The sequence below is a fragment of the Cupriavidus sp. CuC1 genome (genome assembly GCF_044627735.1).
GTDB classification, from domain to species: Bacteria; Pseudomonadota; Gammaproteobacteria; order Burkholderiales; family Burkholderiaceae; genus Cupriavidus; species Cupriavidus ulmosensis.
The window spans coordinates 1-22626 of record NZ_JBIUHC010000068.1; the positions used below are offsets into that span (position 1 = coordinate 1).

Here is a 22626-nt window from a genome sequence, read left to right on the forward strand (position 1 = left end):
TTCGGATATGGCACCCCTCATCCGGGCGCCAGAGGGACTTCAACCCTCCTGAACAACGCGCTGCTCAGCGCACACTATGACGCCGTGCCGACGTGGGGCCCGCATGAGGATGTGCCCGCCGGCCTAGCCAAGGTGGCCAAGGAGATTCCGCTGGTGATCCTGTCGAACGCTGCTGACGCCCAGATCCAGAAGAATGTGGCCATGCTCGGCGCGCCGTTCCACCGCGTCTACACCGCGCAGCAGGCCCAGGCCTACAAGCCACGGCTGAAGGCGTTCGAGTACATGCTCGATTCGCTGGGCTGCAATCCCGAAGACGTGCTGCACGTATCGTCGAGCCTGCGCTACGACCTGATGTCGGCCGACGACATCGGCATCGTCAACAAGGTATTCGTGAACCGCGGCCATGGCCCGGGCAACGCGGCGTACCGCTACATCGAAATCCAGGATATCGGCGGCCTGCCCGGCGTCGTCGGCCTTTGAATTGAGCCTCCACAGTTCCGTCCCCACACCATGAAGCTTGATTCCTACTGGAACGATTCGGTGCCGACCCTGGCACTGGATGCGCACGACCTGCCGCCGCAGGTCGATGTGGCCATCGTCGGCGGCGGCTTCACCGGGCTTTCGGCGGCGCTGGCGCTGGCCCGGCGTGGGGCCAGCGTGGTGGTGCTGGAAGCCGGGGCCACCGTGGCGCCCGAGGCCTCCGGGCGCAATGGCGGCCATGTGAACAACGGGCTGGCGGTGGACTACGCGGAGCTGGCTGCCAGGGTGGGCGTGGAACGCGCCCGCAGCTGGTACCACGCCTATGACGACGCCGTCGATACCGTGGCGCGCATCGTGCGCGACGAGGGCATTGCCTGCGACTTCCTGCGCAATGGCAAACTCAAGCTCGCCACCCGGGCGCACCAGATGGAAGCGCTACGGCGCAGCGCCGAGCGCCTGGTCGCCGACGGCGTGGACACCGACGTGGAAATTCTCAGCGCGGCGCGCGTGCGTTCCGAGGTGCAGAGCGAGCGCTTCCATGGTGGCCTGCTGTACAAGCGCAGCGGCCAGATGCATATGGGCCGCTTCGCGCAAGGCCTGGCCGTGGCCGCAGAGCGCCACGGCGCACAGATCCACACTGGCACCTGCGTGAGCCGCATTGAACGCGTGCAGGGGCAGGTGCACCGCCTGCACACCGCGCGCGGCACGGTGCTGGCCCGGCAGGTGCTGCTCGCCACCGGGGCTTCGCGCCACGGTGGCTACGGCAGCTTCGGCTGGCTGCGCCGGCGCATCGTGCCGATCGGCAGCTTCATCGTGACCACGGAGCCGCTGGGCGCCAAGCGTGCTAATGCACTGCTGGCCAGGCGCCGCACCTATGTCACGGTGGCGAACATTCATCATTACTTCCGGCTCACGCCCGACCACCGCCTGGTGTTCGGCGGCAGGGCGCGCTTTGCCATTTCCAGTCCGCAGCAGGATGCAGCCAGCGGAGAGATCCTGCGCGCCGGCCTGGCCGAGATCTTCCCGCAGCTCGGCCAGGTCAGGCTTGACTATTGCTGGGGCGGACTGGTCGACATGACGCAGGACCGCCTGCCGCATGCGGGCGAGCGCGACGGCCTGTTCTACTCCATGGGCTACAGCGGCCACGGCACGCAGATGTCGGTGCACATGGGCGAGCGCATGGCCGCGGTGATGGCCGGCGACGCGGCAGCCAATCCATGGCGCGACCGGGACTGGCCCGCCATTCCCGGGCACTTCGGCCCGCCGTGGTTCCTGCCGGCGGTGGGGCTGTACTACCAGCTCAAGGACCGGCTTGCCTGAGCTTTGCGCACCAACCGTCTTTTACGCCGCGAGCACCTTGTTTCCCTCTCAGATTAATCAGGAGCACAACCAACCATGAACGATAGCGGTAACGAGTGCGAGAACCTTGTCGGCCCCTGCGAGAGCCTTCGTGTGATGGATCTGCTCAAGCGCGGCGCGACGCGGCGTGACGTGCTGGCGATGTTGCTGGCGGGCGGCATGCAAGCCACGCTGGCCGGCAGCCTGGCCGGTGTGGCCGTCAACGCGCATGCGCAGACGCCGAAGCGTGGCGGACGTATCCGCGTGGCAGTCGCCACGGCAGCAGCCTCCGATACGCTCGATCCGGCCAAGCAATCGAACCAGAACGACTACGTGCGCTGCAATATGGTCTACAACGGGCTGACCTCGCTCGATAGAAGCCTGACGCCGCGGGCTGCCCTCGCCGAGTCGTTCAACACGACCGATGCCAAGACCTGGGTCTTCACGCTGCGCAAGGACGTGACCTTCCACGACGGTAAAGCGTTGTCTCCGGCCGACGTGGTCTATTCGATCATGCGCCACAAGGATCCCGCCACCGTTTCCAAGGCCAAGGTCCTGGCCGAGCAGATCGAGAGCGTGAAAGCCACCGGCCCGAACGAGGTCACGGTGGTGCTCACCAGCCCCAATGCCGACCTGCCGGTGATTCTGGGCACCTTTCACTTCCTCATCGTCAAGGACGGCACCACCGACTTCAGTGCCGGCATCGGTACTGGACCCTACAAGATCAAGGAATTCAAGCCGGGCGTGCGCACGCTCGTGGTGCGCAACAGCGCCTACTGGAAGCCCGGCAAGCCCTATCTCGATGAAATCGAGTTCGTTGGCATCGCAGATGACAGTGCGCGTGTCAACGCGCTGCTGTCGGGCGGCATGGACCTAGTGGCCTCGGTCAACCCGCGCTCCGTGGCCCGCGTCAAGGGTACGCCTGGCTTCGGCGTCCTCGTCACGCAATCGGGACAATACTCAGACCTGATCATGCGCAAGGACGTGGGTCCTGGCGTGAGCCCGGACTTCTTGATGGGAATGAAGTACCTGCAGGACCGCGAGCAGATGAAAAAGGCGATCGCGCTCGACTATGCGGTGGTCGGCAACGACCAGCCGATTGACCCCACCAATCGGTTCTTCTTCAAGGAACTGCCGCAGCGACCCTTCGACCCGGAAAAGGCGAAGTTTCATTTCCGCAAAGCGGGCGTGACGGGCAAGGTGCCGGTGGTGACCTCGCCGGCCGCCATGTATTCGGTGGAGATCGCGATGGTGATGCAGCAGACTGCGCAGCGTGTGGGCCTGGAACTCGACATCAAGCGCATGCCTGCTGACGGCTACTGGTCGAACCACTGGCTCAACAGCCCCGTGGGCTTCGGCAACGTCAACCCGCGCCCCAGCGCCGATACCATCCTCACGCAGTTCTTCAAGTCCGATGCGCCCTGGAACGAATCGCGCTGGAAGAGCCCCAAGTTCGACCAGCTGCTGCTGGAGGCGCGGGCTGAGACCGATGCCGGTAAACGCAGGCAGTTGTATGCCGACATGCAGACCATGATTCATGCGGAAGCCGGCGTCGGTATCCCGTTGTTCCTGGCCAGCATCGACGGACATTCGTCGAAGCTCAAGGGCTTGTCGCCGATTCCGCTGGGTGGGCTGATGGGCTATTCGTTTGCGGAGAACGTCTGGCTGGATGCCTGATCTTGGAGGGGGCCTTGCTGCCCCTCTCACGCTTGGGGGAGAGGGAGCACACAAGCGGTGAGGTAAAGGTCGTGGATTTGCCTCGCTACTTCTTAGCGCCTTTCAGAGATTTGTCAGCTTTGGGCCGGCGCAAGCCGGCCGCTTTGCATTGTAAAAGCCCCTGCGGCAAGCCCGTCATCTGTTCCCGGCCGGCGCCTGCTGGCACCGCGCCGGCCGGCCGGCGCTATCGCGAAGCCGCGATCCCGCCTCTGCTATGCAGATCGACTTCATCGATCCAGCCGCGGCGCAACTCGGGCACCGAGCGCGCCAGCAGCGCGTAGTAGGGGCGGTGCGGCCCGCGGTCGTAGTCCGCGTGCGCGACCTGGGTCAGCTTGCGGCCATGCTGCATCACCACGATCTCGTCGCAGATTGAGCGCACGGTGTGCAAGTCGTGGCTGATGAAGAGGTATGAGACGCCGAACTCCTTGCGCAGCACTGCCATCAGGTCCAGGATGGCCGCGCCGACCACGGTATCTAGCGCCTATAGCTGCGTCCCGGATGCAGCAATTTTGTCCTATCGGACGCTGGCGAATCATCGCATCATGATTTTCTCTTTTCGCCCGGCACTGCTACGACTGCAATGACATACGCGACGACCCTGCACGATGTTGACGACACGCCAGCCCTGGCCGTCCTGGACAATCTGAGCGGTGGCGAGCGCGGCGAACCGCTCGTCGGCCTTGTGGACCGTGCAAAAGGATGCTGAAAGATTTGAGGGCGCCTGGTCTGCCGGCAATGAGCACCAAAACTACCGCCGTGATTGCCGACGATCATCCTGTGGTGCTCGCCGGACTGGCGCCGTACTTGGCCCGTCAAAGCATTGACGTCATCGCCATCGCGGATAGCGGCCATGGGCTTCTCGAGGAACTGAAGAAGCATGCACAACGACTGCCGGATATCGTCATTACCGGCTATGACTATGGTGGAGAGATCGACGGGTTGCGCTTGATAGAACGGCTACATCGGCTGTACCCGGAGGTGAAGATCGTAGTCTTCACAGGGGCGCGTCCAAATGGTCTGGTTCATGAATTGCTGGCGAAAGGTGCCGACGCGTTTGTCGCAAAATCGATGTGTCTGCAGTTCGTGGCGGATGCATGCCAAACGGTCCTCTCAGGCGCCAAATACATCGACCCGACTACCGAGGGATTGTTGGTTGTCGCAACCCACCATTGCGATGACCCGTGCGACGATCGTCTCAGCCCACGCGAACGTGAGGTTTTTCGCTTGCTGGCGCAAGGCTATCCGCTGCAGGAGATCGCACGGAAATTCCGGCGCAGCGTCAAGACGATCAGCGTTCAGAAGTGCTCGGCCATGAGCAAGCTCGGGCTGCGAAATGAGATAGAACTGGCTTTGTATCTGGTCAAGCACAGACGGGAGACGACCCCGTCCTGACGACAGCGCTGCGGCTAGCAACCGTTGCTGTGAAAAAAAGGGAGCTGCCCAAGAGCAGCCCCCGGAGGGCTCTACCGCAAAACCATGGAAAGTGTCGATATGTGCTGATGAACATACACGCGACAGCAGAGCGCCCTCACATCTTAAGTGGATAGTTGAATGATGGAAATAGGCGACGGCCTAAAAGAAAATTTAGATCGAATACCAACATCCTAGTTCAACTAGGGATTGTGAATTGTTTAAAAAACGATGCAGAATTTGCGTCGCCACAATTCGAGCCAATGCGAATGGGCTACTTACCCTTCTTCGAGGAAATAATCTCATGAAATTCAAACTGTCGGCCCTTGCGACCGCCTTGCTGGTGGTTCCCAGCGCGTATGCGCAATCGAACGTCACGCTGTATGGTGTTGCCGATGTGGGCATTGAATACCTGAACAAGGCCATTGCTTCAACGGGTACCGTACCTGCCAGCGCCCAGGGCAACAATCTATGGGCCTTGCAATCGGGCAACCAATCCGGATCGCGCTGGGGGTTGCGCGGCGTAGAAGACCTGGGTGGCGGTCTGAAGGGCCTCTTTCTGCTGGAGAGCGGATTCAACCTCGATACCGGCACCTCGGGGCAGGGTGGTCGTCTCTTTGGACGCGGCGCCTATGTTGGCCTGCAGAACCAGTGGGGCCAGCTTACGCTAGGTCGGCACACGACGCCGTTCTATGACTTTGGCGTTACCTACGACCCGATGTCGATCGCGAGTCGCTATTCCATCGGTGCACAAGACCCGTTCATGGGCGGCGCGCGTGCCGACAACTCTGCCAAGTATATGGGGACGTTCGGCGGCCTGAGCGTGACTGCCCTCTATAGCTTCAACAGCAGCAACCAGGAAGTCGCCGGCAATTTCACCAACGGGCGTGAGTACTCGTTTGCTGTGAACTATGCCGCAGGCGGATTCGCCGTTGGCGCCATTTACGACCAGTCGAACCGGTCGGCAGCCACGGTTCTGTCGACCAATAGTCTGATCACACGGACCGCAGTCGCCGGGACATACACTTTCGGTCCTGCCAAGCTCTACGGCGGTTACCGATATGCTCACGCGTTCAACGGTGCCACCCTGCCTGGCGTTGCGCTGACCAACACAGTGTCGAACCTCGGTTGGGTTGGCGTTGGCTACCAGGTATCGCCAGCGCTGTCGGTCAGTGGTTCCGCCTACTATCAGAACCTGCGTCAGTCGAACGCCGGCAACCCGTGGCAGTTCGTTGCGTTGGTTGACTATGCACTATCGAAGCGCACGGACCTTTACACCACGTTGGCGTATGCACTGAATCGCGGCAAGTCGAACCTGGGGGTGAATGGGTTCAATGACCAGCTGGGTGCGAGCAGCGAAGCCGTGCAGCCGGGTGCAAACCAGTTTGGCGCTGTTGTTGGCATCCGCCACAAATTCTAAGCTTATAAGTCCGTCCGTGCAGACCCGGGGCACGTCCGGGTTTCTGATGCAAATCCGTCCTGGCTCAGGGTTGCCAGGCCTGGAGCACCATCCATCCCGGGACGGTTTCGCATTGGCCGCCTGCCTCCGCATCATGTCAGACACAGAGGCGCAGCGCCAGGCGGCCAACGGCGGGCGAGAAAGCACCGGAAATTGCAAGTTCCAAGCGTATTCGGCAGGTTCTGCCAGAGCTGCGATGCGATACTTCATCCCGATCGCAAGCCTGCTCTCGCTCTTCATATCGAGGGGATACAAAGTACGTACCGCCGTAGCCGACAGTCATCACTATCGTGCGCCGCGCCGATCCGCTCGTCGCCATGATTCCCTTTAGACATCGCTACTGGTGATACCAGATCCTCTGGATCATCGGTTGAAATTTTTCTAAAACGCTCAGAGAAACAGCCATGTCCGACATCGCCCACCCGAAACAGGAACCCGAGCTTTTCAACCCGTCTGCGCTGTTTGTCAACAACGCGAACATTTCCGGCATGGAAGGCTACCGGGCGATATGCGCCGCAGCCGAAGAAAATTACGAAGGTTTCTGGGCTCGGCATGCGCGCGACCACATCAGCTGGCATAAGCCGTTCACCAAGACGCTGAACGAGGAGCAAGCTCCGTTCTATCGTTGGTTCGAGGACGGTGAGCTCAACGTTTCGTACAACTGCCTGGACCGGAATCTCACGAACGGCAATGCCGAAAAGACGGCGATCCTCTTTGAAGCCGACGACGGCCACGCCACGCGAATCACGTATGCGCAGCTGCACGCAAGGGTCTGTCAGTTGGCTAACGGTTTGCGGGCACTTGGCATCGGCAAGGGCGATCGCGTGGTCATCTACATGCCGATGTCCGTCGAAGGCATTGCCGCCATGCAGGCGTGCGCGCGCATCGGTGCGGTGCATTCCGTAGTCTTTGCCGGCTTCTCGGCCAAATCCCTGCACGAACGGATCATCGATGCCGGCGCGGTGGTGGTGATCACCGCCGACGAGCAGGTGCGCGGAGGCAAGCATCTGCCGTTGAAGTCGATTGTCGACGAAGCCCTCGACTTGGGCGGTTGCGACAGTATTAGCAACGTTATCGTTTACAAGCGCACCGGCGCCAGCATCGCTCTCGTCCCCGGACGTGACCTCTGGCTAGATGCGCTGATCGCCGACCAGAGCACGACCTGCGAGCCGGAATGGGTCGATGCCGAGCATCCGCTGTTCATCCTCTACACCTCAGGTTCTACCGGGAAGCCCAAAGGGGTGCAGCATGCATGCGGTGGCTATCTGCTGTGGGCGATGCTGACGATGAAGTGGACGTTCGACATCAAGCCTTCCGACGTATTCTGGTGCACAGCCGACATCGGCTGGATCACCGGCCACACCTACATCGCCTACGGGCCGCTTGCGGGGGGCGCGACCCAAGTGGTTTTCGAAGGTGTGCCGACCTACCCTAATGCCGGTCGCTTCTGGGACATGGTCCGCAAGCATCGAACCACGATCTTCTATACCGCCCCGACGGCGATCCGCGCGCTGATCAAGGCTTGCGACAGGGACCCGGCGCTGCATCCGAAGCTGTACGATCTGTCCAGCCTGCGCCTGCTCGGCACAGTAGGGGAGCCGATCAACCCGGAGGCGTGGATGTGGTACTTCGACAACGTTGGCAATAGAAAATGCCCCATCGTCGACACCTTCTGGCAAACCGAAACCGGCGGGCACATGATCAGCCCGTTGCCTGGCGTGACGCCGTTGCTGCCAGGCTCCTGCACGCTGCCGTTGCCGGGAATCATGGCCGCAGTGGTCGATGAAGTTGGCAACGAACTGCCGCACGGGCAAGGCGGCATCCTGGTTTTCAAGCGCCCGTGGCCGTCCATGATTCGTACGGTCTGGGGCGATCCGGAGCGGTTCAAGGCAAGCTATTTCCCGCAGGAGCTGGGCGGCAAGCTTTACCTGGCAGGTGACGGCGCGGTACGCAGTGAATCGACCGGCTACTTCAGCATTACCGGTCGCATCGACGACGTGCTCAACGTTTCCGGGCACCGCATGTGCACCATGGAGATCGAATCGGTGCTGGTCGCTAACCCGCACGTCGCCGAGGCCGCGGTGGTGGGCAAGCCGGACGATACCACCGGCGAGGCCATCTGCGCCTATGTCATGCTGAAGGGCGCCCGGCCCCAGGGCGACGAAGCGCAGCGGATCGCCAGGGAGTTGCGCGACTGGGTCGCCAGGCAGATCAGTCCGATCGCCAAGCCCAAGGAAATCCGTTTTGCCGACAACCTGCCCAAGACCCGCTCGGGCAAGGTGATGCGCCGGCTGCTGCGCGCAATCGCCAAGGGCGAACCGATCACGCAGGACCTGTCGACCCTTGAGGATCCTGCGATCCTGGAGCAACTCAGGCAAGCGCAGTAATCGGGCAATTCGACCGGCGATCCGCACACTGTGCGAGGCTGCCTGTCAATGCACATTTTTTAGAAGGCGACTATACAAGGGGGCTCAGGAGTTGATGATGGAGTTTACGATCAAGGTCGGGCACTGCAACCATGATCTGAAAGTAGTTGAAATGCTGAACACTGGAAAAATCGAGCCCGACACGGAGGTCTGCAATGTCGCCTAAGCGACGATGGACGGCAATGCAGCAGCGCTACCCTTTGCTCGGTGAATTCGGGTACATCGACATGATGCTCAATTCATCCATGCATCCCAGGACTCAGCATCGCGTCCTGGACTGCGTCGAGGAACAGCGCGTATGGGAGCAGCCGGGATCGCCGGGCATCGGTATCACCCGTTTCGGTCGCTTCGAGCACTCTTGCTGCGTCACGTTCGCAGGCAGCCGCCATCACGCCATGTACTACGTGTGCCAGAATAGCCGCTATCGCATGGAAGAAGCGCCGACATTTGTATCAGAGTTCCATGCAGGCGATGAGTAGCCCACCTCATGCTGCCGGCAAGGCTGACAGACCCGGGTGCAACGATGCCGATGCGCCGCGTGTCCGGCGCAACGTAGCGGGAGCCATAGCTCATCGATTGGCCGGCTCGTAGTTTCTGCACGGCCAGGATCTTGCTCTGCAATGTCATCGCCGCCTGCAGTCCCTGGCCCTGCACGTCCTGCCAGCTACCCGAGGGGGACGCGCCATAGAGCATGACTGCAGCGCGCACCTATTCCATGCGGCTGTCAGCATGCCAAAGCGTGCCGGCAGAATTCGCCACGCTGATCTCCCCTGGCAGGCCGCGCGTCGTTGTGCGAAAAACCTCCAACTGCGTCGCTGATGCCCGTAGCGCCGTCAGCGTCCGAGAAGTGGGTCATGTGTGTAATCGAACGAACCGCCTCGATGGCCCTGCGCATGCGTCGACGTAGCTCAGCAGAGCGCCTGGCTGATGATGGCAAACTGCTTGAGCGCGCTATCCGCCGTCGGTACGCCATGACGCGCCATCGCCACGACGATATCCACCTGCACCAGTCCCGCCTGCGCGAGCCAGTCCTGCAGGGCGCTCGTTCCCGTGACATCCACGCGCACGAAAGACCCGGTGTAGGCGCTAGACCAGCAGGCAATCAAGGCTTTCGCGCGTTCGCTATCGGAGGCCACCACCGGCCCGATTGCATTGCCCCGCCCGAAGCGGCGCATGACCGAGAATCCGACCGCTTCCCCATTGCGCTCCAGCACCATCGTCTCACCCACGGCGAGCAATGACTTCAGCACTTCGCCGCGCGACATGCCAGTTGCGCGATTCCCGAGTTCGACGATCGTCTCGATATCGCCTGGCTCGAGCGGACGCAGCGATTCTCCTGCGGCCAGTGCCACCGGGTCGACGGCATTCATCGTGCCCTGATGCTGATTGATGGTGCCGGTCGCGACGAAGCCGAGGCGCTCATACAGCGGCTGTCCGGCGGGGGTTGCGTTCAGCAGTGTGCAGCGGTCGCCAAGCGCTTCCAGCACCAGGCGCATCAACCCGCTGCCGACGCCCTTGCCTTGATGCGACGGCGACACGATGATCATCCCAAGCGATGCTTGCTGTCCCTGCTTCCAGCAAAGCCCGGTGCCGATCACCACCCCGGCTTCCTCCGCGACGAAGCCAGTACCTAGACGAAGGACAAATTGCCAGTCTTCAGCACGATGCGGCCAGCGCAAGGATTGCGACAGTTCATATGCGGCGGGCACGTCCTCTTCGCTCATGGCGCGGTAGGTGACTGGAGCATGGATAGCGTGGCTTGGCATGGTGTCTTCCTTTAAAGTAAGCCGAATCTTCAATACGTCTGGCAGGACTACTGACTGAAGCCATCTTGCCACAGTGTCCTTCCCGCTTTACGGCGCCAATGCGATTCCACAGGATCGTCTGGCAGCCGCTTTGTCGCGCGGCGCTTATGCCGTTCGGCCGGCGCCAGACCGCAGAAGTTGCTACGCCCGCGCTCCTGCAAAGGGCTTACGGGATGCAGTCCGCGGATCCCCCCCCAGGGCATCGGCCGGCGCCTATCACAGCAGCGAACTGTTCGGGATGCAGCAAGTTATGCTGAACGGCACGTTCAATGCCGCTGTTTCTATGCTTTGACACTGTCCAAACGCAATACTCCCGAGGCTCGATAGTGCTGTAATGCTGTTCAGGGCGTAGGCGACGCCAGCGCGGACACGATCCATGTCGGGCAACGCCTGCGCCGAGAGAGTTTTTCCTTTTTGAGGGCTTGCGCGGCTCATGGCAGCGTAATCCTCGTTTCATCGCGAGAACAGTCATGTCAAGTTTGCAGCAGGGCATCACCGAGCGCGCCACGCCGGCTACATTTGTCGATTTGCGTGCGTTTGCGCAGGACCATTCCCTCGGTGTTCCCTTCACCGACGCTTCCGGGGAAGACGACTTCCTTTCCCGGCGTCGCATGCTGGACTTGCCACCGGGACCGGTAACGGTCGGCGTTATCACGCTGGACGGCGGGAGCGGGCTGGTCAAGGCACAGCCGGCGGATGAGTTCATCATCGTCTGCGAGGGCAAGCTGACACTTACCCAGCAGGATCGCACGATCGTGCTGGGTCCGGACAACAGCGCCGTGCTGTTGCATGATGCCGAATTCGTCTGGTCCGCTGAATGCCCGGTGTCGATCCTGTTCGTGCGCTACCAGTACAGCAGTCCTGGTGCGCGCGCGCTGCTGCCGATCGCGGAAGGGCCGGTACTGGAACCGTCCAGCGCGCCTGCGGCCGAGTTGCTGCTCACGCCGACTCCCGCTTGTCGCAACTACACGGACTATCGTTCTGAGGACGGTCAGTTCGTCTGCGGCACCTGGGATTCGACACCCTACCATCGCCGCGCGATGTTCTATCCCCACTACGAACTGATGTACCTGTTGGAGGGCAGCGTGACGTTTGAAGATGAAACCGGCCGTAGCGGAACGTTCTCGCGCGGCGATATCTTTCTGGTCGAACAGCATGCGCGGTGCAGTTGGGATAGCCGCGAGCAGGTGGCCAAGGTTTATGTGATGTTCCGTCCGGCGTAGTTCGTACTGCGGGCCGTTGACGTTCACTGGTGGTCTCCGCTTCACCGTGAAGCTTTGCCCGCAGGCAGTCATGCCTGTGGGCTTTTTTTGTCTCTTTCTTACTAGCAGAGGTTCTTCATGGCACTCAAAGACTTCAAAGTACTTACATTTGACGTGGTTGGCACGCTGATTGACTTCGAGGGCGGGATGCTGGACTACTTTCGTCGCGCTGTTCCCGACAGCGCCATCAGCGATGAGGATTTCCTCGCCGCCTATCGCCGCACGCGCGCCGCTGACAAGACGATGTGGTATCCCGATGACCTGGAACGTTGCTGGCACCTGATGGCGCAGAGCCTGGGCTTGCCCGATTCCGACGAACTCGCACGCGGACTGCGGGACTCCGTGGTCCACTGGAAGGCGTTCCCGGATTCGGTCGAGGCACTGAAGCGACTGCGCAAGCATTTCAAGCTGGTGGCGATGACCAACGCGCAGCGCTGGGCGCTGTCCCACTTCGAGAGGACGCTGGACTTCCCGTTCGACGACACCGTCACCTGTGACGATGCCCTGACGGAAAAGCCCGACCCGCAGTACTTCGCCTATGCGCGTGGCCGCTATGACGCCAAATGGGGTTACAAGCAACAGGACAACCTGCACGTGGCGCAGAGCCAATACCATGACATCGGCGTTGCCAGAAAGCTCGGCCTGAAGACCTGCTGGATCGAACGCCGTCATGCGCAACCGGGTTTTGGCGGCACCATGGAAGTGCCGGAGCTGACCAGGCCGGACTACCACTTCCATTCGCTGGCGCAACTGGCGGATGCGGTCGAGGGCAGCGAGTAACGCGTTCTCGCGCCGGGGCGGTGTGCAAGTCGCACCGCCCTTGTCCATCGCTTATCTTTCCCGCCCCGTTTCCGCTCTCACTCTTCTGACCTCCATCCCATCACCATCATTCCGCATTCCGCCTCTTGCGGCGACTTCACCGACGACGGCCCTGTCGGCAGACCGCTAAGCCAACCGCCGTGCCATGCCCGCAGCTTCGAAGTTGATCTGGAGGGAGTCGGACAAAACCGGACCGGCTTGTGGGAATGCACAGTCGGCTCCTACGAGCGGCAAGTAGCGCAAGCCGAAGTCATGCACATCCTTGCGGGTGAATGCCTGTTTACACCGACGGGCGGCACGCCGATCCGGATCAAGACCGGAGACACGCTGTTCTTCCCGGCCAACACGACCGGCATCTGGGAGATTCTGGAACCCCTGCGCAAGGTCTATGTGATCTTGCAGTGATCGGCACGCGAGCGAGGATCCGGTGTCTATGAAAATCGCTGGGTCCCCGCTTTCGCGGGGACGTCGCAGGCATAACTGAACGGCATTGCTCCGTCGTTCCCGCACAAGCGGGAATCCGATGACTTTCACAGGCGCCTCGCTTTCGGTGCGGGTCAGACTACCTCCTGCAACACCTGCGCACGGGCAAAGCGCCCTATGGCATAGGGCTCCAGCGGAATCGAGGTACTTCCCGTGGCGATCAGTTCGGCCATGGTTTCGCCCACGCCGGGGCTGATCGCAAAGCCCTCGCCATTGAAGCCGAAGGCGTAATGCAGGCCAGGCACCGTGGCGCTGGGGCCCATCACCGGCTGCCAGTCGGTGGTATAGCCTTCGATACCGCTCCACACGCGAATCAGCTGCACATGCTCGAAGGCCGGCACGAAACGGCGCAGCTCGCGCAGCTGGCGCAGCACGTTGTCGGGCTTCACGTAGGCGCGAATGCTGTCGGTATACGCCGGCCCCTTGAGGCCGCCGCCGAAGACGATGTTGCCGCGTGAGATCTGGCGGAAGTACAGGCTCTCATGCTCGATCGGCGTCGAAACGCCGATGGAAGGGCCGATGGCATAGGGTAGGGGCTCGGTCACGCCCATCTGCGGGCCGCGCGCGTCCATTGGCACGGCTTCGCCGAACTGCTCGGCCATGCGGTTGGACCAGGCGCCGCAGGCCACCAGTATCTGCGGCGCGCGAAAGCGCCGACCATCGGCGGTGTGGGCAACAAAGCCATTGGCGTCGCGCTCCACCCGCATCACCTCGGCATGCTCGACGATCTGTGCGCCGGCGCGACGCGCGGCGCGCGCGAAGGCCGGGCCGGCCAGGCGCGGGTTGGCATGGCCGTCCTGCGGCGAATACGATCCCGCCACCACGCCGGGCGCGAAGATGCCCCAGCGCTGGCGCAACTGCTCGGCGCTGAAGAGCTGCAGGTCTAGCCCGAGCGGCTTCACGTCGCGCGCGTGTTGCTCGATTATGGCGGCCTGCTGTTCGGTGTAGCACACGCGCAAGTGGCCGTACGGGACGAACTCGAGGTCCTCGCCCAGCAGTTCCTTCACACGCCCCCAGACGGCGCGCGCGCGGTTGGCCAGTGGCATCTGGTGCAGCGCGCGTCCCTGGCGGCGCACATTGCCGAAGTTGGTGCCGCTGGCCTGGCGCCCGACCAGCTCACGCTCCAGCAGCACGACCGAGAGGCCATGCTGGCGCAGGAAGAAGGCGGTGGTCGTGCCCATCAGGCCGCCCCCGAGCACCAGCACATCGGCGTCGTGCGTCTTGGTTGCCGTGCTGCTCATGGCTGCACCTCACGTGTATTCATCATCAGTGGCTTGACCGGCGCCTGCGAACGCAGGCGACCGACTTGTTCGATCGGGATGGCGCAGGCCTGCGCCACGATCTCGGCCGCGGCATGGCCGCAGAAGCGGCCCTGGCAGCGGCCCATGCCAACGCGGCTGAAGGCCTTGGCCCGATTGACTTCCTGGGTGTCCAGTTCGGTCACGCAGCGGCGCAACTCGCCCACGGTCACGGCTTCGCAGCGGCATACCACCGCGGCATCGGGCAGTGCGGCGGCCTGCGCGTGCGGCCACGGGAAGGCGCGCGCCAGTCCTTGGCGGAAGCGGTCCATCTGGTCGAGGGTGCGGCGCAGCGCAGCCGACTCCGCGGCGTATAGCGAGCGACCCCGCTCATGCCCCAGGTCGGCCAGCGCCGCCAGCGCCGCGAGCCGGCCCGCGGCCTCGGCGCCATCGGCACCGAGGATGCGGGCGCCGTCGCCGGCCAGGTAGACGCCGCGCGTGCTGCTGCGGCCGTCCACGTCGATGCGCGGCAGCCACTGGCGGCTCACGGGTTCGAAGGCGAATTCGCAGCGCGCGAGGTCGGCGAGTTGGGTCTCGGCGCGCAGGTGCCAGCCCAGGCCCACGGCGTCGCACGCAAAGCGCTGCTCGCGCCCGCGCGCATCGCGCACGGCCACGGCTTGCACGCCAAGGCGGTCGTCCCCGTCGATGACCAGCGGCGTCACACCCTGCAGCACCGGTACGCCGGCCGCCTTGAGCGCGCGGATCAGTCCGAGCCCGCGCAGCGCGAGGCGCGGGCGTGCCAGCAGCCCGGCGACGGCACCCCAGGATTTATTGGCGGGGGACGTGTCAAGTACGGCCGCCACGCGCGCGCCAGCCTGCATGTACTGCGAGGCCACCAGGTAGAGCAGCGGCCCGCTGCCCAGGAAGACGACCTGCGCTCCGATGGCACAGGCCTGGGCCTTCAGCGCGATCTGCGAAGCGCCCAGGCTGTAGCAGCCGGCGCGGTGCCAGCCGGGCACCGGCATGAGCCGGTCGGTCGCGCCCGAGCACACCAGCAGTGCGTCGAAGGGCAGCGTCTGCGGCTCGTCCCCGCACACGACATGCAGTTCACCCTCGGTCAGGTTCCACGCCAGCGTGTTAGGCCGGTAGTCGATCCGCGCGCGCAGTGCGTCGAAATCGCGGTGCAGCGCCTGGGCCTTGTCGGCCTCGCTGCCGTAGAGCTTGGCGTAGGAGCGTTTGAAGCCCTCGGGCTGCCGGCGATAGATCTGGCCGCCGTCGCGCCGGCCTTCATCGACCACGGTAGGGCGCAGCCCGGCCTGCACCAGTGCCTGGGCCGCGCGTACGCCGGCGGGGCCTGTGCCGACCACGACGATGCGGGGCAATGCTGACGGCGCGCTCATGTGGCGGCTCCTGGCGCGTGGCGCGCGAGCGATTCCTGCAGGTCTTGTGTCACGGGCCAGTGGTGCGCGGCCGGTCGGGTCAGCACCTCCATGCCGGCCTCGGCAAGCGTGGAACAAGCGCGCAGGCGCTCGCCGGCAGGCGTCCATACCCAGCAGTCCTGGCAGGCGCCCATCAGGCAGAACCCCGCGCGCGGGCCGTCACCGAACTCGCTGTCGCGTAGGCGCCGGCCATTCAGCAGCAGCGCGACCAGAAGGGTGTCGCCCGCCAGTGCGGTGGCACTGTGGCCATCGATGTGCAGTGTGATGGTGGGACGGTCGGATTCTGCCAGCCGCATGAATCGCGCGGGCAGTGGGGGAGCGTTGTCGGGCATGGGGCGGCGGCTCGGCGTTGGTTTGGAAACAATGGTCTGGCTGCTGCAATCTCAGCTCGCAAGCGCGGCACGCACTTCGGGCAAGGCCAGTACGTCGTCGAGCGTCTTCTTTACGCGCGCGAACATCAGCTCGAATTCGTCTTCGGTGTACGTCAGCGCCGGGGCAAAGCCGAGGATATTGTCGCCGAAGGCGCGGAACACGACGCCGTTGCGGTAGGCGGTAGCGGCAATGCGATCTGACAGGCCCAGCGATGCGTCGAAGCCGCGCTTGCTGGCCTTGTCGCTGACCAGCTCCAGCGCACCCAGCAGGCCGCGATGGCGCGAGTCGCCCACCAGCGGATGGTTGCGCAGCGCATCCAGCCCGGCTGCGAAGGTGGCCGCGCGACGCTGACCGTTGACCAGGATGCCCCCTTCCTCATACAGGCGCAGGACTTCCAGGGCCACTGCCGCACTGACGGGGTGGGCCGAATACGTGGCGCCGTGACCGATGGGCGCTGCGCCGGGTGCGCCGTCGGCGATGCCAGCATAGACCTGGTCGGAGAGCAGTGTCGCGCCCATGGGGACGTAGCCGGCGGTGAGGCCCTTGGCCAGGGTCATGATGTCCGGGTCGACGTCTTCGGCCTCGCAGGCAAACATGGGGCCGGTGCGGCCGAAGCCGGTGATAACCTCGTCGACCACAAAGAGAATGTCCAGTTCGCGCGCTGCGTCCCGCATGGCCTTGAGCCAGCCCTTGGGCGGTACGATCACGCCGCCCGAGCCCTGAATGGGTTCGCAGAAGAACGCGGCCACATTGTCCGCGCCGAGCTCGGCGACTTTTGCGCGCAGTGCCGCCACCGAGGCGTCGATGATGCCTTGCCCATCGGTGGGATCCACAGCGCGGTAGGGATTGGGCGAGGGGATGTAGTGCTGCGTCGGCAGCGGCAGGTCAAAGCCGCGGTGGAACGCGGGCAGGGCAGTGAGACCCGCGCCCGTCGACGAGGAGCCATGATAGCCGCGCTCCAGCGAGATAAAGTGCTTCTTCGACGGGCGTCCGGTGGCGTTGAAGTACTGCGTGATGAAACGCACGGCCGTATCGACCGCCTCGGAGCCGCCGAGCGTGAGATACACGTGGTTCAGCGAGCGGGGCGTGATCTGCACCAGCTTGTCAGCGAGGCGAATCGCCGGCTCGCTGCTGAAATGAAAGTAGCCGGTGGCGTAGGGCAAGCGGCGCATCTGCTCGGCGGCGGCCTGCACCACACTTTCCTGGCCGTAGCCGACGTTGACGCACCACAAGCCGGCGAAGGCGTCGAGCACTTCGTGGCCGGTGGCGTCGGTCAGCCACGCGCCCCGGCCCGACGACAGCACGGTGGGGCCGCGCTGCTCGTGCGTGCGCCAGGGCGACACAGGGTGGATCAGGTGTGCGCGATCGGCAGCGTCAAGCGCGGCGAGCTGGGGCAGGTCGGTGAGTTGGGTCATGGCAGGGTCCGTTCGCGTCCGTCATTTTCGTCTAATCATGCGCCAGCACAACTGGCTGGCCTTTGCATGAAGCTTAGGGCCGGTGGCACATGGCGTGGTGCTGCATTGAGGGGGCTGAACGAAGTACGCTGCTGTTATGCGGGCCGTGGCAGCAGATTGTTTGGCAGTGCGCTTTCCGCGGCCTGGCGCGGCTTCAGCCCATGGCCTGGGTGACGAGCGCGAACAGCGCCGCGGCGCCCGGCCGCGTGACCAGCGGCGGCGCACCTCGCACCATGGTCGTGGGAACATCCACGCGCGGCAGGCCAATGCTCTCCAGCCATTCGCCCAGGCCGCTGGCGCAGTCGATGTCGATGCGCGTGAAGTTGCCTGCATTTTGGCCGGCCAGGTACGCGACCAGCGCCTTGGCGCCCTTGGCGTCGGGGGCTACCACGGGGCCGATGACATGGCCGCGCCCGAAGCGGCGCACCATGGCGAAGCCGCGCGGCTCGCTCTCCAAGTCCAGCACCACGCAGGCCTCGGCGCTGGTCAGCAGGTCGTCGACCAATGCCTTGCGGGGCATGCCGCGCGCCTGGGTGTCTAGCCGGTGCAGTGCGGCGGCCTCGTTGCGACCCGCGGGGCGCAGGCGCCAGCCGTCGGGCAGGGCGATCAGCGGGGCAGGCTGGGCCGTACCCTGGTGCTGGCAGACCTCGCCAGTGCGCGCAAAGCCCAGTCGCTCGTACAGGCCGCGGCCGTCGGCCGTGGCGTGCAGCAGCACGGTGCAGTCGTCCAGGCCTTCAAGCAGCGCGCGCATCAGCCGGTAGCCGATGCGCCGGCCCTGGCATGCCGGCGTGACAATCACCATGCCGATGGTGGCGTGGCGCTTGCCCCAGCGCCAGCGCAGGGCGGTGGCGATGAGCTGGCCATCGAGTTCGGCCACGATGCCCTCGGCGTGCGCGAACATCTGCTTCCAGTCGGTCAGGCGATGGGGCCAGCGCTGTTCCTGCGACAGGGCGTGGGCCCGCGTCAGGTCGTCGGCGGTCATCGGGCGCAGCACCACGTCGTCGTCGGCAATGGTGTCCCGGGCATGAGGTAGCGGGGAAAACATGGGCGTTGTCCTCGTGGCAAAAGGTTGGCTCCGGCATTTATCTTGGACGACATCGGGCGGTCCAGCCAGAACGAGTTGGGGTTTATCCGAAACTTGCAAGATTCGTCTGCGGGAGGTGCCGGTTTTGCAATTCAATGCGGTAGCGCAGGCGGTAACAGAGAGAAATGCTGAGCTATCATGACTAGCATAAATGACCTGCAGCCATTTGCGGTGTGTCATGACAAGTCCGCGCCTGCCGGCCTTTCCAGACCAACCAGGAGCACTACGATGAGCGAAAGCCGTAAAGAGTTCGAGAACCTTGTTGGCCCGGGCGAGAGCCTTCGTGTGATGGATCTGCTCAAGCACGGCGCGACGCGGCGTGACGTGCTGGCGATGTTGCTGGCGGGCGGCATGCAAGCCACGCTGGCCGGCAGCCTCGCCGGCCTGTCCGTCAAGGCCCATGCGCAGACGCCGAAGCGTGGCGGACGCATCCGCGTGGCGGCCGCCACGGCAGCTGCCTCCGATACGCTCGATCCGGCCAAGCAATCGAACCAGAACGACTACGTGCGCTGCAGCATGGTCTACAACGGCCTGACCTCGCTCGATGGCAGCCTGACGCCGCGGCCGGCGTTGGCCGAATCGTTCAACACCACCGATGCCAAGACCTGGATCTTCACGCTGCGCAAAGGTGTCGCCTTTCACGACGGCAAGGCGTTGTCTCCGGTCGACGTGGTGTACTCGATCATGCGCCACAAGGACCCCGCCACCGCTTCCAAGGCCAAGGTGCTGGCGGAGCAGATCGAGAGCGTGAAAGGCACCGGTCCTAACGAGGTCACGGTGGTGCTTACCAGCCCCAATGCCGACCTGCCGGTGATCCTGGGCACCTTTCACTTTCTCATCGTCAAGGACGGCACCACCGACTTCAACGCGGGCATCGGTACGGGGCCCTACAAGATCAAGGAGTTCAGGCCGGGCGTGCGCACGGTGGTGGTGCGCAACGATGCATACTGGAGGCAGGGAAGGCCCTACCTGGACGAGATCGAGTTCGTCGGTATCGGCGACGAGAGCGCGCGCGTCAACGCGCTGCTGTCCGGCGGCATGGACCTGGTGGCCTCTGTCAACCCGCGCTCCGTGGCCCGCGTCAAGGGTACGCCGGGCTTCGGCGTCCTCGTCACGCAATCGGGGCAGTACACAGACCTGATCCTGCGCAAGGACGCGGGTCCTGGCATGAACCCGGACTTTGTGATGGGGATGAAGTACCTGCAGGACCGCGCGCAGATGAAGAAGGCTATCGCGCTTGACTATGCGGTGCTCGGCAACGACCAGCCGATCGACCCCACCAACCGCTTCTATTTCAAGGGCCTGCCTCAGCGCGCCTTCGACCTCGACAAAGCTAAGTACCATTTGGGCAAGTCCGGCGTGACAGGCAAGGTGCCGGTGGTAACCTCGCCTGCTGCCCTGTATTCGGTCGAGATGGCGACCGTGCTGCAGCAGACTGCGCAACGTGTGGGCCTGGTCCTTGACATCAAGCGCATGCCTGCCGACGGCTACTGGTCGAACCACTGGCTCAACAGTCCCGTTGGCTTCGGCAACGTCAACCCGCGCCCCAGCGCCGACACCATCCTCACGCAGTTCTTTAAGTCCGATGCGCCCTGGAACGAGTCACGCTGGAAAGACCCCAAGTTCGACCAGCTGCTGCTGGCGGCGCGGGCCGAAACCGATACCGCCAAACGCAGCCAAATGTATGCCGACATGCAGTCCATGATCCACGAGGACGCCGGCATCGGTATCCCGCTGTTCTTGGCCAGCATCGACGGACATTCATCGAAGCTCAAGGGCTTGTCACCGATCCCGCTGGGTGGGCTGATGGGCTATTCGTTTGCGGAGCATGTCTGGCTCGAGGCCTGATGGGACAGGGCTGTGCCCTTCTTCGCAAGCGTTCGCTCCTGCGCCCTGGCGGTCAGGCCGGCCATACTTGCCCAAAGTCTCCCGGCCCACTTCAAGTAGCCGGGGGCCGGTTCGCCGGTCCCGGTGAACGCGGGCCTGGTTGCCGGTCAGGGCAATCGCCGCGCGCAATCTTCCTCGAACAGGTCGAGAACCGCCAGCGCGGCGGCGCAGGCCAGCGGATTGCCCCCATATGTACCGCCCAGGCCGCCAGGCGCGGGCAGGGCCATGATCTCGGCGCCCGACCACGCCGGACAGCGGCATGCCGCCGGCCAGGCTCTTCGCCGCCGTGACCAGGTCAGGCTGGATGCCCGCATGCAGGAAGCCGAACATCTTTGTGGCGGGAGGAACAGCAGTTCCTTCGATGGGATGGATGAGGCCTTTGCCGGCAAGCCGCGAAATGCAAACCGGCCGGCTTGCGCCGGCCGCTCGAGAGGAAGAGGAGCGTTATCAGTCCAGCAGCCCCTGGCAGACGTACTTGATATGCATATACTCTTCGAGGCCATGGCGCGACCCTTCGCGGCCGTAGCCGGAGTCCTTCACGCCGCCGAAGGGCGCCGCTTCCGCGGCTAGCGCACCCTCGTTGATACCGACAATGCCCGACTCAAGCGCGTCGGCAAGGCGCCAGATCCGCCGCACATCATTCGAGTAGAAATACGCCGCCAGCCCGAACGGTGTGGCGTTAGCCGCCGCGACCACATCCGCCTCGCTACTGAAGCGCGTAACCGGCGCCACTGGGCCGAAGGTCTCCTCGCAGGAGCAGTCCATCGACGCATCCACATTGACCAGCACCGTGGGCGCATAGTAGTTCGGCCCCGGACACTGCTCGTTGCAGATGCGTTCGCCGCCGACGACCACGCGGGCACCGCGGCTGATCGCGTTCTTGACATGGCGTTCAATCTTGTCGACCGCCCGCGCGTTGATCATCGGGCCGATCTGCGCGGCCGGGTTCGTGGCAGGGGCGACGACCAGTGCGCCGACGCGCGCGGCAAGTTTTTCGACAAAGGCGTCATGCACCTTGTCCTGGACGTAAATGCGGTTCGGGCACACGCAAGTCTGTCCACCGTTGCGGAATTTGGCGGCCATCAAACCATCGACGGCGGCATCGAGATCGGCGTCGTCGAAAACGATAAACGGTGCATTGCCGCCCAGTTCCAGAGACAGCTTTTTCAGCGTATCGGCGGAGCGGCGCGCCAGGTGCTTGCCCACTGGCGTCGAGCCGGTAAAGGTGATCTTGCGCACCCGGGCATCGTCCAGCCATACGTCGACGACTTCGGCCGCCCGTTCGCGAGAGGTGATGACGATATTCAGAACGCCGGGCGGCACGCCCGCCTGTTCGGCGAGCCTCACTAGCGCGAGTGAGGTCAGCGGCGTATCCTCGGCGGGCTTGCACACCACCGTGCAGCCAGCGGCTAGCGCTGGCGCGATCTTGCGCGCGATCATCGCGGCGGGGAAGTTCCACGGCGTGATCGCGGCGATGACGCCAACGGGCTCGCGCAGTGCCAGCATGCGCCGGCCGGGAACAGGCGCGGCGATCACGTCGCCATCGGCGCGCGTGGCTTCTTCGGCAAACCATTCGACATAGCTCGCGGCATAGAGCACCTCGCCTTTGCCTTCGGCCAATGGCTTGCCCTGCTCGCGCGAGATCAGGCGACCAAGGTCTTCCATGTGGCTGACGATCAGGTCGTTCCAGCGCTTGATGATCTGCGCGCGTTGCTTGGCAGGGGTCTTGCGCCAGCCCGGAAAGGCCGCGTGCGCGACATCGACGGCGCGGAGTGCGTCGGCCGCGCCGCTGTCCGGCACAAGGGCAAAGACTTCGTTGGTGGCGGGGTCCGCCACGGACAAGGTGCGGTCGTCGGCGGCGCCACACCATTCGCCGCCGATAAAGTTGCGGCCGGGAAGCAAGGTCTGGTTCTGGAGGGACAAAGGCATGGACAAACTCTCCTTAAGAATGGGA

Annotated in this window: 20 protein-coding genes and 2 pseudogenes; 11 read left to right on the forward strand and 11 right to left on the reverse strand. The window is 63.9% G+C overall.

Annotated features, from left to right (window positions below):
* The 3 genes from ACGLHR_RS26560 to ACGLHR_RS26570 all read left to right on the forward strand — a co-directional run.
* The coding region (locus ACGLHR_RS26560; protein ID WP_400097095.1) for an HAD-IA family hydrolase at positions 1 to 480 on the forward strand (480 nt) is incomplete at its 5' end.
* 30 nt (positions 481 to 510) lie between these two features.
* A complete protein-coding gene (locus ACGLHR_RS26565; protein ID WP_318234375.1) occupies positions 511 to 1800 on the forward strand; it encodes an FAD-binding oxidoreductase in 1290 nt (429 codons plus the stop codon).
* Between the two features lie 75 nt (positions 1801 to 1875).
* Positions 1876 to 3495, forward strand: a complete 1620-nt coding sequence (locus ACGLHR_RS26570) for an ABC transporter substrate-binding protein (RefSeq protein ID WP_400097097.1) — start codon at positions 1876 to 1878, stop codon at positions 3493 to 3495.
* Between the two features lie 223 nt (positions 3496 to 3718).
* Here the strand turns inward: ACGLHR_RS26570 and ACGLHR_RS26575 are convergent.
* Positions 3719 to 4015, reverse strand: a pseudogene (locus tag ACGLHR_RS26575) (ABC transporter); the annotation flags it as partial.
* A 254-nt stretch (positions 4016 to 4269) separates the two neighbouring features.
* Here ACGLHR_RS26575 and ACGLHR_RS26580 point away from each other — a divergent pair.
* The 4 genes from ACGLHR_RS26580 (at position 4270) to ACGLHR_RS26595 (ending at position 9308) form a co-directional block, all read left to right on the forward strand.
* Positions 4270 to 4926: a response regulator gene (locus ACGLHR_RS26580; protein ID WP_400097098.1), complete on the forward strand. Its 657-nt coding sequence runs from the start codon at positions 4270 to 4272 to the stop codon at positions 4924 to 4926.
* A 322-nt stretch (positions 4927 to 5248) separates the two neighbouring features.
* The gene (locus tag ACGLHR_RS26585; protein ID WP_400097100.1) at positions 5249 to 6364 is read left to right on the forward strand and encodes a porin; all 1116 of its coding nucleotides are present in this window, start codon (positions 5249 to 5251) and stop codon (positions 6362 to 6364) included.
* A 443-nt stretch (positions 6365 to 6807) separates the two neighbouring features.
* Positions 6808 to 8790, forward strand: coding sequence for an acetate--CoA ligase (acs, locus tag ACGLHR_RS26590; RefSeq protein ID WP_400097102.1), 1983 nt, complete (start codon positions 6808 to 6810; stop codon positions 8788 to 8790).
* A 221-nt stretch (positions 8791 to 9011) separates the two neighbouring features.
* The gene (locus ACGLHR_RS26595; RefSeq protein WP_400097171.1) at positions 9012 to 9308 is read left to right on the forward strand and encodes a hypothetical protein; all 297 of its coding nucleotides are present in this window, start codon (positions 9012 to 9014) and stop codon (positions 9306 to 9308) included.
* Here the strand turns inward: ACGLHR_RS26595 and ACGLHR_RS26600 are convergent.
* The 3 genes from ACGLHR_RS26600 to ACGLHR_RS26610 all read right to left on the reverse strand — a co-directional run bounded on the left by ACGLHR_RS26600 (position 9196) and on the right by ACGLHR_RS26610 (position 11069).
* Positions 9196 to 9522: an alanine racemase C-terminal domain-containing protein gene (locus ACGLHR_RS26600; RefSeq protein WP_400097104.1), complete on the reverse strand. Its 327-nt coding sequence runs from the start codon at positions 9520 to 9522 to the stop codon at positions 9196 to 9198. The genes ACGLHR_RS26595 and ACGLHR_RS26600 overlap by 113 nt on opposite strands.
* Before the next feature lie 215 nt (positions 9523 to 9737).
* Positions 9738 to 10553, reverse strand: coding sequence for a GNAT family N-acetyltransferase (locus ACGLHR_RS26605; RefSeq protein WP_400097106.1), 816 nt, complete (start codon positions 10551 to 10553; stop codon positions 9738 to 9740).
* A gap of 297 nt (positions 10554 to 10850) precedes the next feature.
* Entirely contained in the window at positions 10851 to 11069 is a 219-nt protein-coding gene (locus ACGLHR_RS26610) for a hypothetical protein (RefSeq protein ID WP_400097108.1), read from the reverse strand.
* Between the two features lie 35 nt (positions 11070 to 11104).
* Here ACGLHR_RS26610 and ACGLHR_RS26615 point away from each other — a divergent pair, with 35 nt between their 5' ends.
* From ACGLHR_RS26615 to ACGLHR_RS26625, 3 genes are all read left to right on the forward strand, one after another.
* Positions 11105 to 11857, forward strand: a complete 753-nt coding sequence (locus ACGLHR_RS26615; protein WP_400097110.1) for a cupin domain-containing protein — start codon at positions 11105 to 11107, stop codon at positions 11855 to 11857.
* Between the two features lie 117 nt (positions 11858 to 11974).
* A complete protein-coding gene (locus ACGLHR_RS26620) occupies positions 11975 to 12676 on the forward strand; it encodes an HAD-IA family hydrolase (RefSeq protein WP_400097112.1) in 702 nt (233 codons plus the stop codon).
* A gap of 99 nt (positions 12677 to 12775) precedes the next feature.
* Positions 12776 to 13120 carry a cupin domain-containing protein gene (locus ACGLHR_RS26625; protein WP_400097168.1) on the forward strand — a complete coding sequence of 115 codons (345 nt, stop codon included), beginning with the start codon at positions 12776 to 12778 and terminating at the stop codon, positions 13118 to 13120.
* 152 nt (positions 13121 to 13272) lie between these two features.
* On the opposite strand, the gene ACGLHR_RS26630 is transcribed toward ACGLHR_RS26625, so the two are convergent.
* The 5 genes from ACGLHR_RS26630 to ACGLHR_RS26650 form a co-directional block, all read right to left on the reverse strand.
* Positions 13273 to 14439 (reverse strand): NAD(P)/FAD-dependent oxidoreductase, encoded by a 1167-nt coding sequence (locus ACGLHR_RS26630; protein ID WP_400097114.1) that lies wholly within the window; start codon positions 14437 to 14439, stop codon positions 13273 to 13275.
* Positions 14436 to 15836: an FAD-dependent oxidoreductase gene (locus tag ACGLHR_RS26635; protein ID WP_400097115.1), complete on the reverse strand. Its 1401-nt coding sequence runs from the start codon at positions 15834 to 15836 to the stop codon at positions 14436 to 14438. The genes ACGLHR_RS26630 and ACGLHR_RS26635 overlap by 4 nt, the downstream gene beginning before the upstream one ends.
* Complete coding sequence (locus ACGLHR_RS26640; RefSeq protein ID WP_318234364.1) at positions 15833 to 16207, reverse strand: (2Fe-2S)-binding protein; 375 nt, start codon at positions 16205 to 16207, stop codon at positions 15833 to 15835. Before ACGLHR_RS26640 ends, ACGLHR_RS26635 begins: the two co-directional genes overlap by 4 nt.
* 51 nt (positions 16208 to 16258) lie before the next feature.
* Complete coding sequence (locus ACGLHR_RS26645; RefSeq protein WP_400097117.1) at positions 16259 to 17662, reverse strand: aspartate aminotransferase family protein; 1404 nt, start codon at positions 17660 to 17662, stop codon at positions 16259 to 16261.
* 193 nt (positions 17663 to 17855) lie between these two features.
* Positions 17856 to 18746, reverse strand: coding sequence for a GNAT family N-acetyltransferase (locus ACGLHR_RS26650; protein ID WP_400097119.1), 891 nt, complete (start codon positions 18744 to 18746; stop codon positions 17856 to 17858).
* A 267-nt stretch (positions 18747 to 19013) separates the two neighbouring features.
* Between ACGLHR_RS26650 and ACGLHR_RS26655 the strand changes: the two genes are divergently transcribed.
* Complete coding sequence (locus tag ACGLHR_RS26655; protein ID WP_400097121.1) at positions 19014 to 20633, forward strand: ABC transporter substrate-binding protein; 1620 nt, start codon at positions 19014 to 19016, stop codon at positions 20631 to 20633.
* A 167-nt stretch (positions 20634 to 20800) separates the two neighbouring features.
* On the opposite strand, the pseudogene ACGLHR_RS26660 reads toward ACGLHR_RS26655, so the two are convergent.
* Both ACGLHR_RS26660 and ACGLHR_RS26665 read right to left on the reverse strand, forming a co-directional pair.
* Positions 20801 to 20981, reverse strand: a pseudogene (locus tag ACGLHR_RS26660) (aminotransferase class III-fold pyridoxal phosphate-dependent enzyme); the annotation flags it as partial.
* Positions 20982 to 21119: 138 nt separating this feature from the next.
* On the reverse strand, positions 21120 to 22601 hold the full coding sequence (locus ACGLHR_RS26665; RefSeq protein WP_400097123.1) for an NAD-dependent succinate-semialdehyde dehydrogenase: 1482 nt from the start codon (positions 22599 to 22601) through the stop codon (positions 21120 to 21122).
* Between the last annotated feature and the right edge of the window lie 25 nt (positions 22602 to 22626).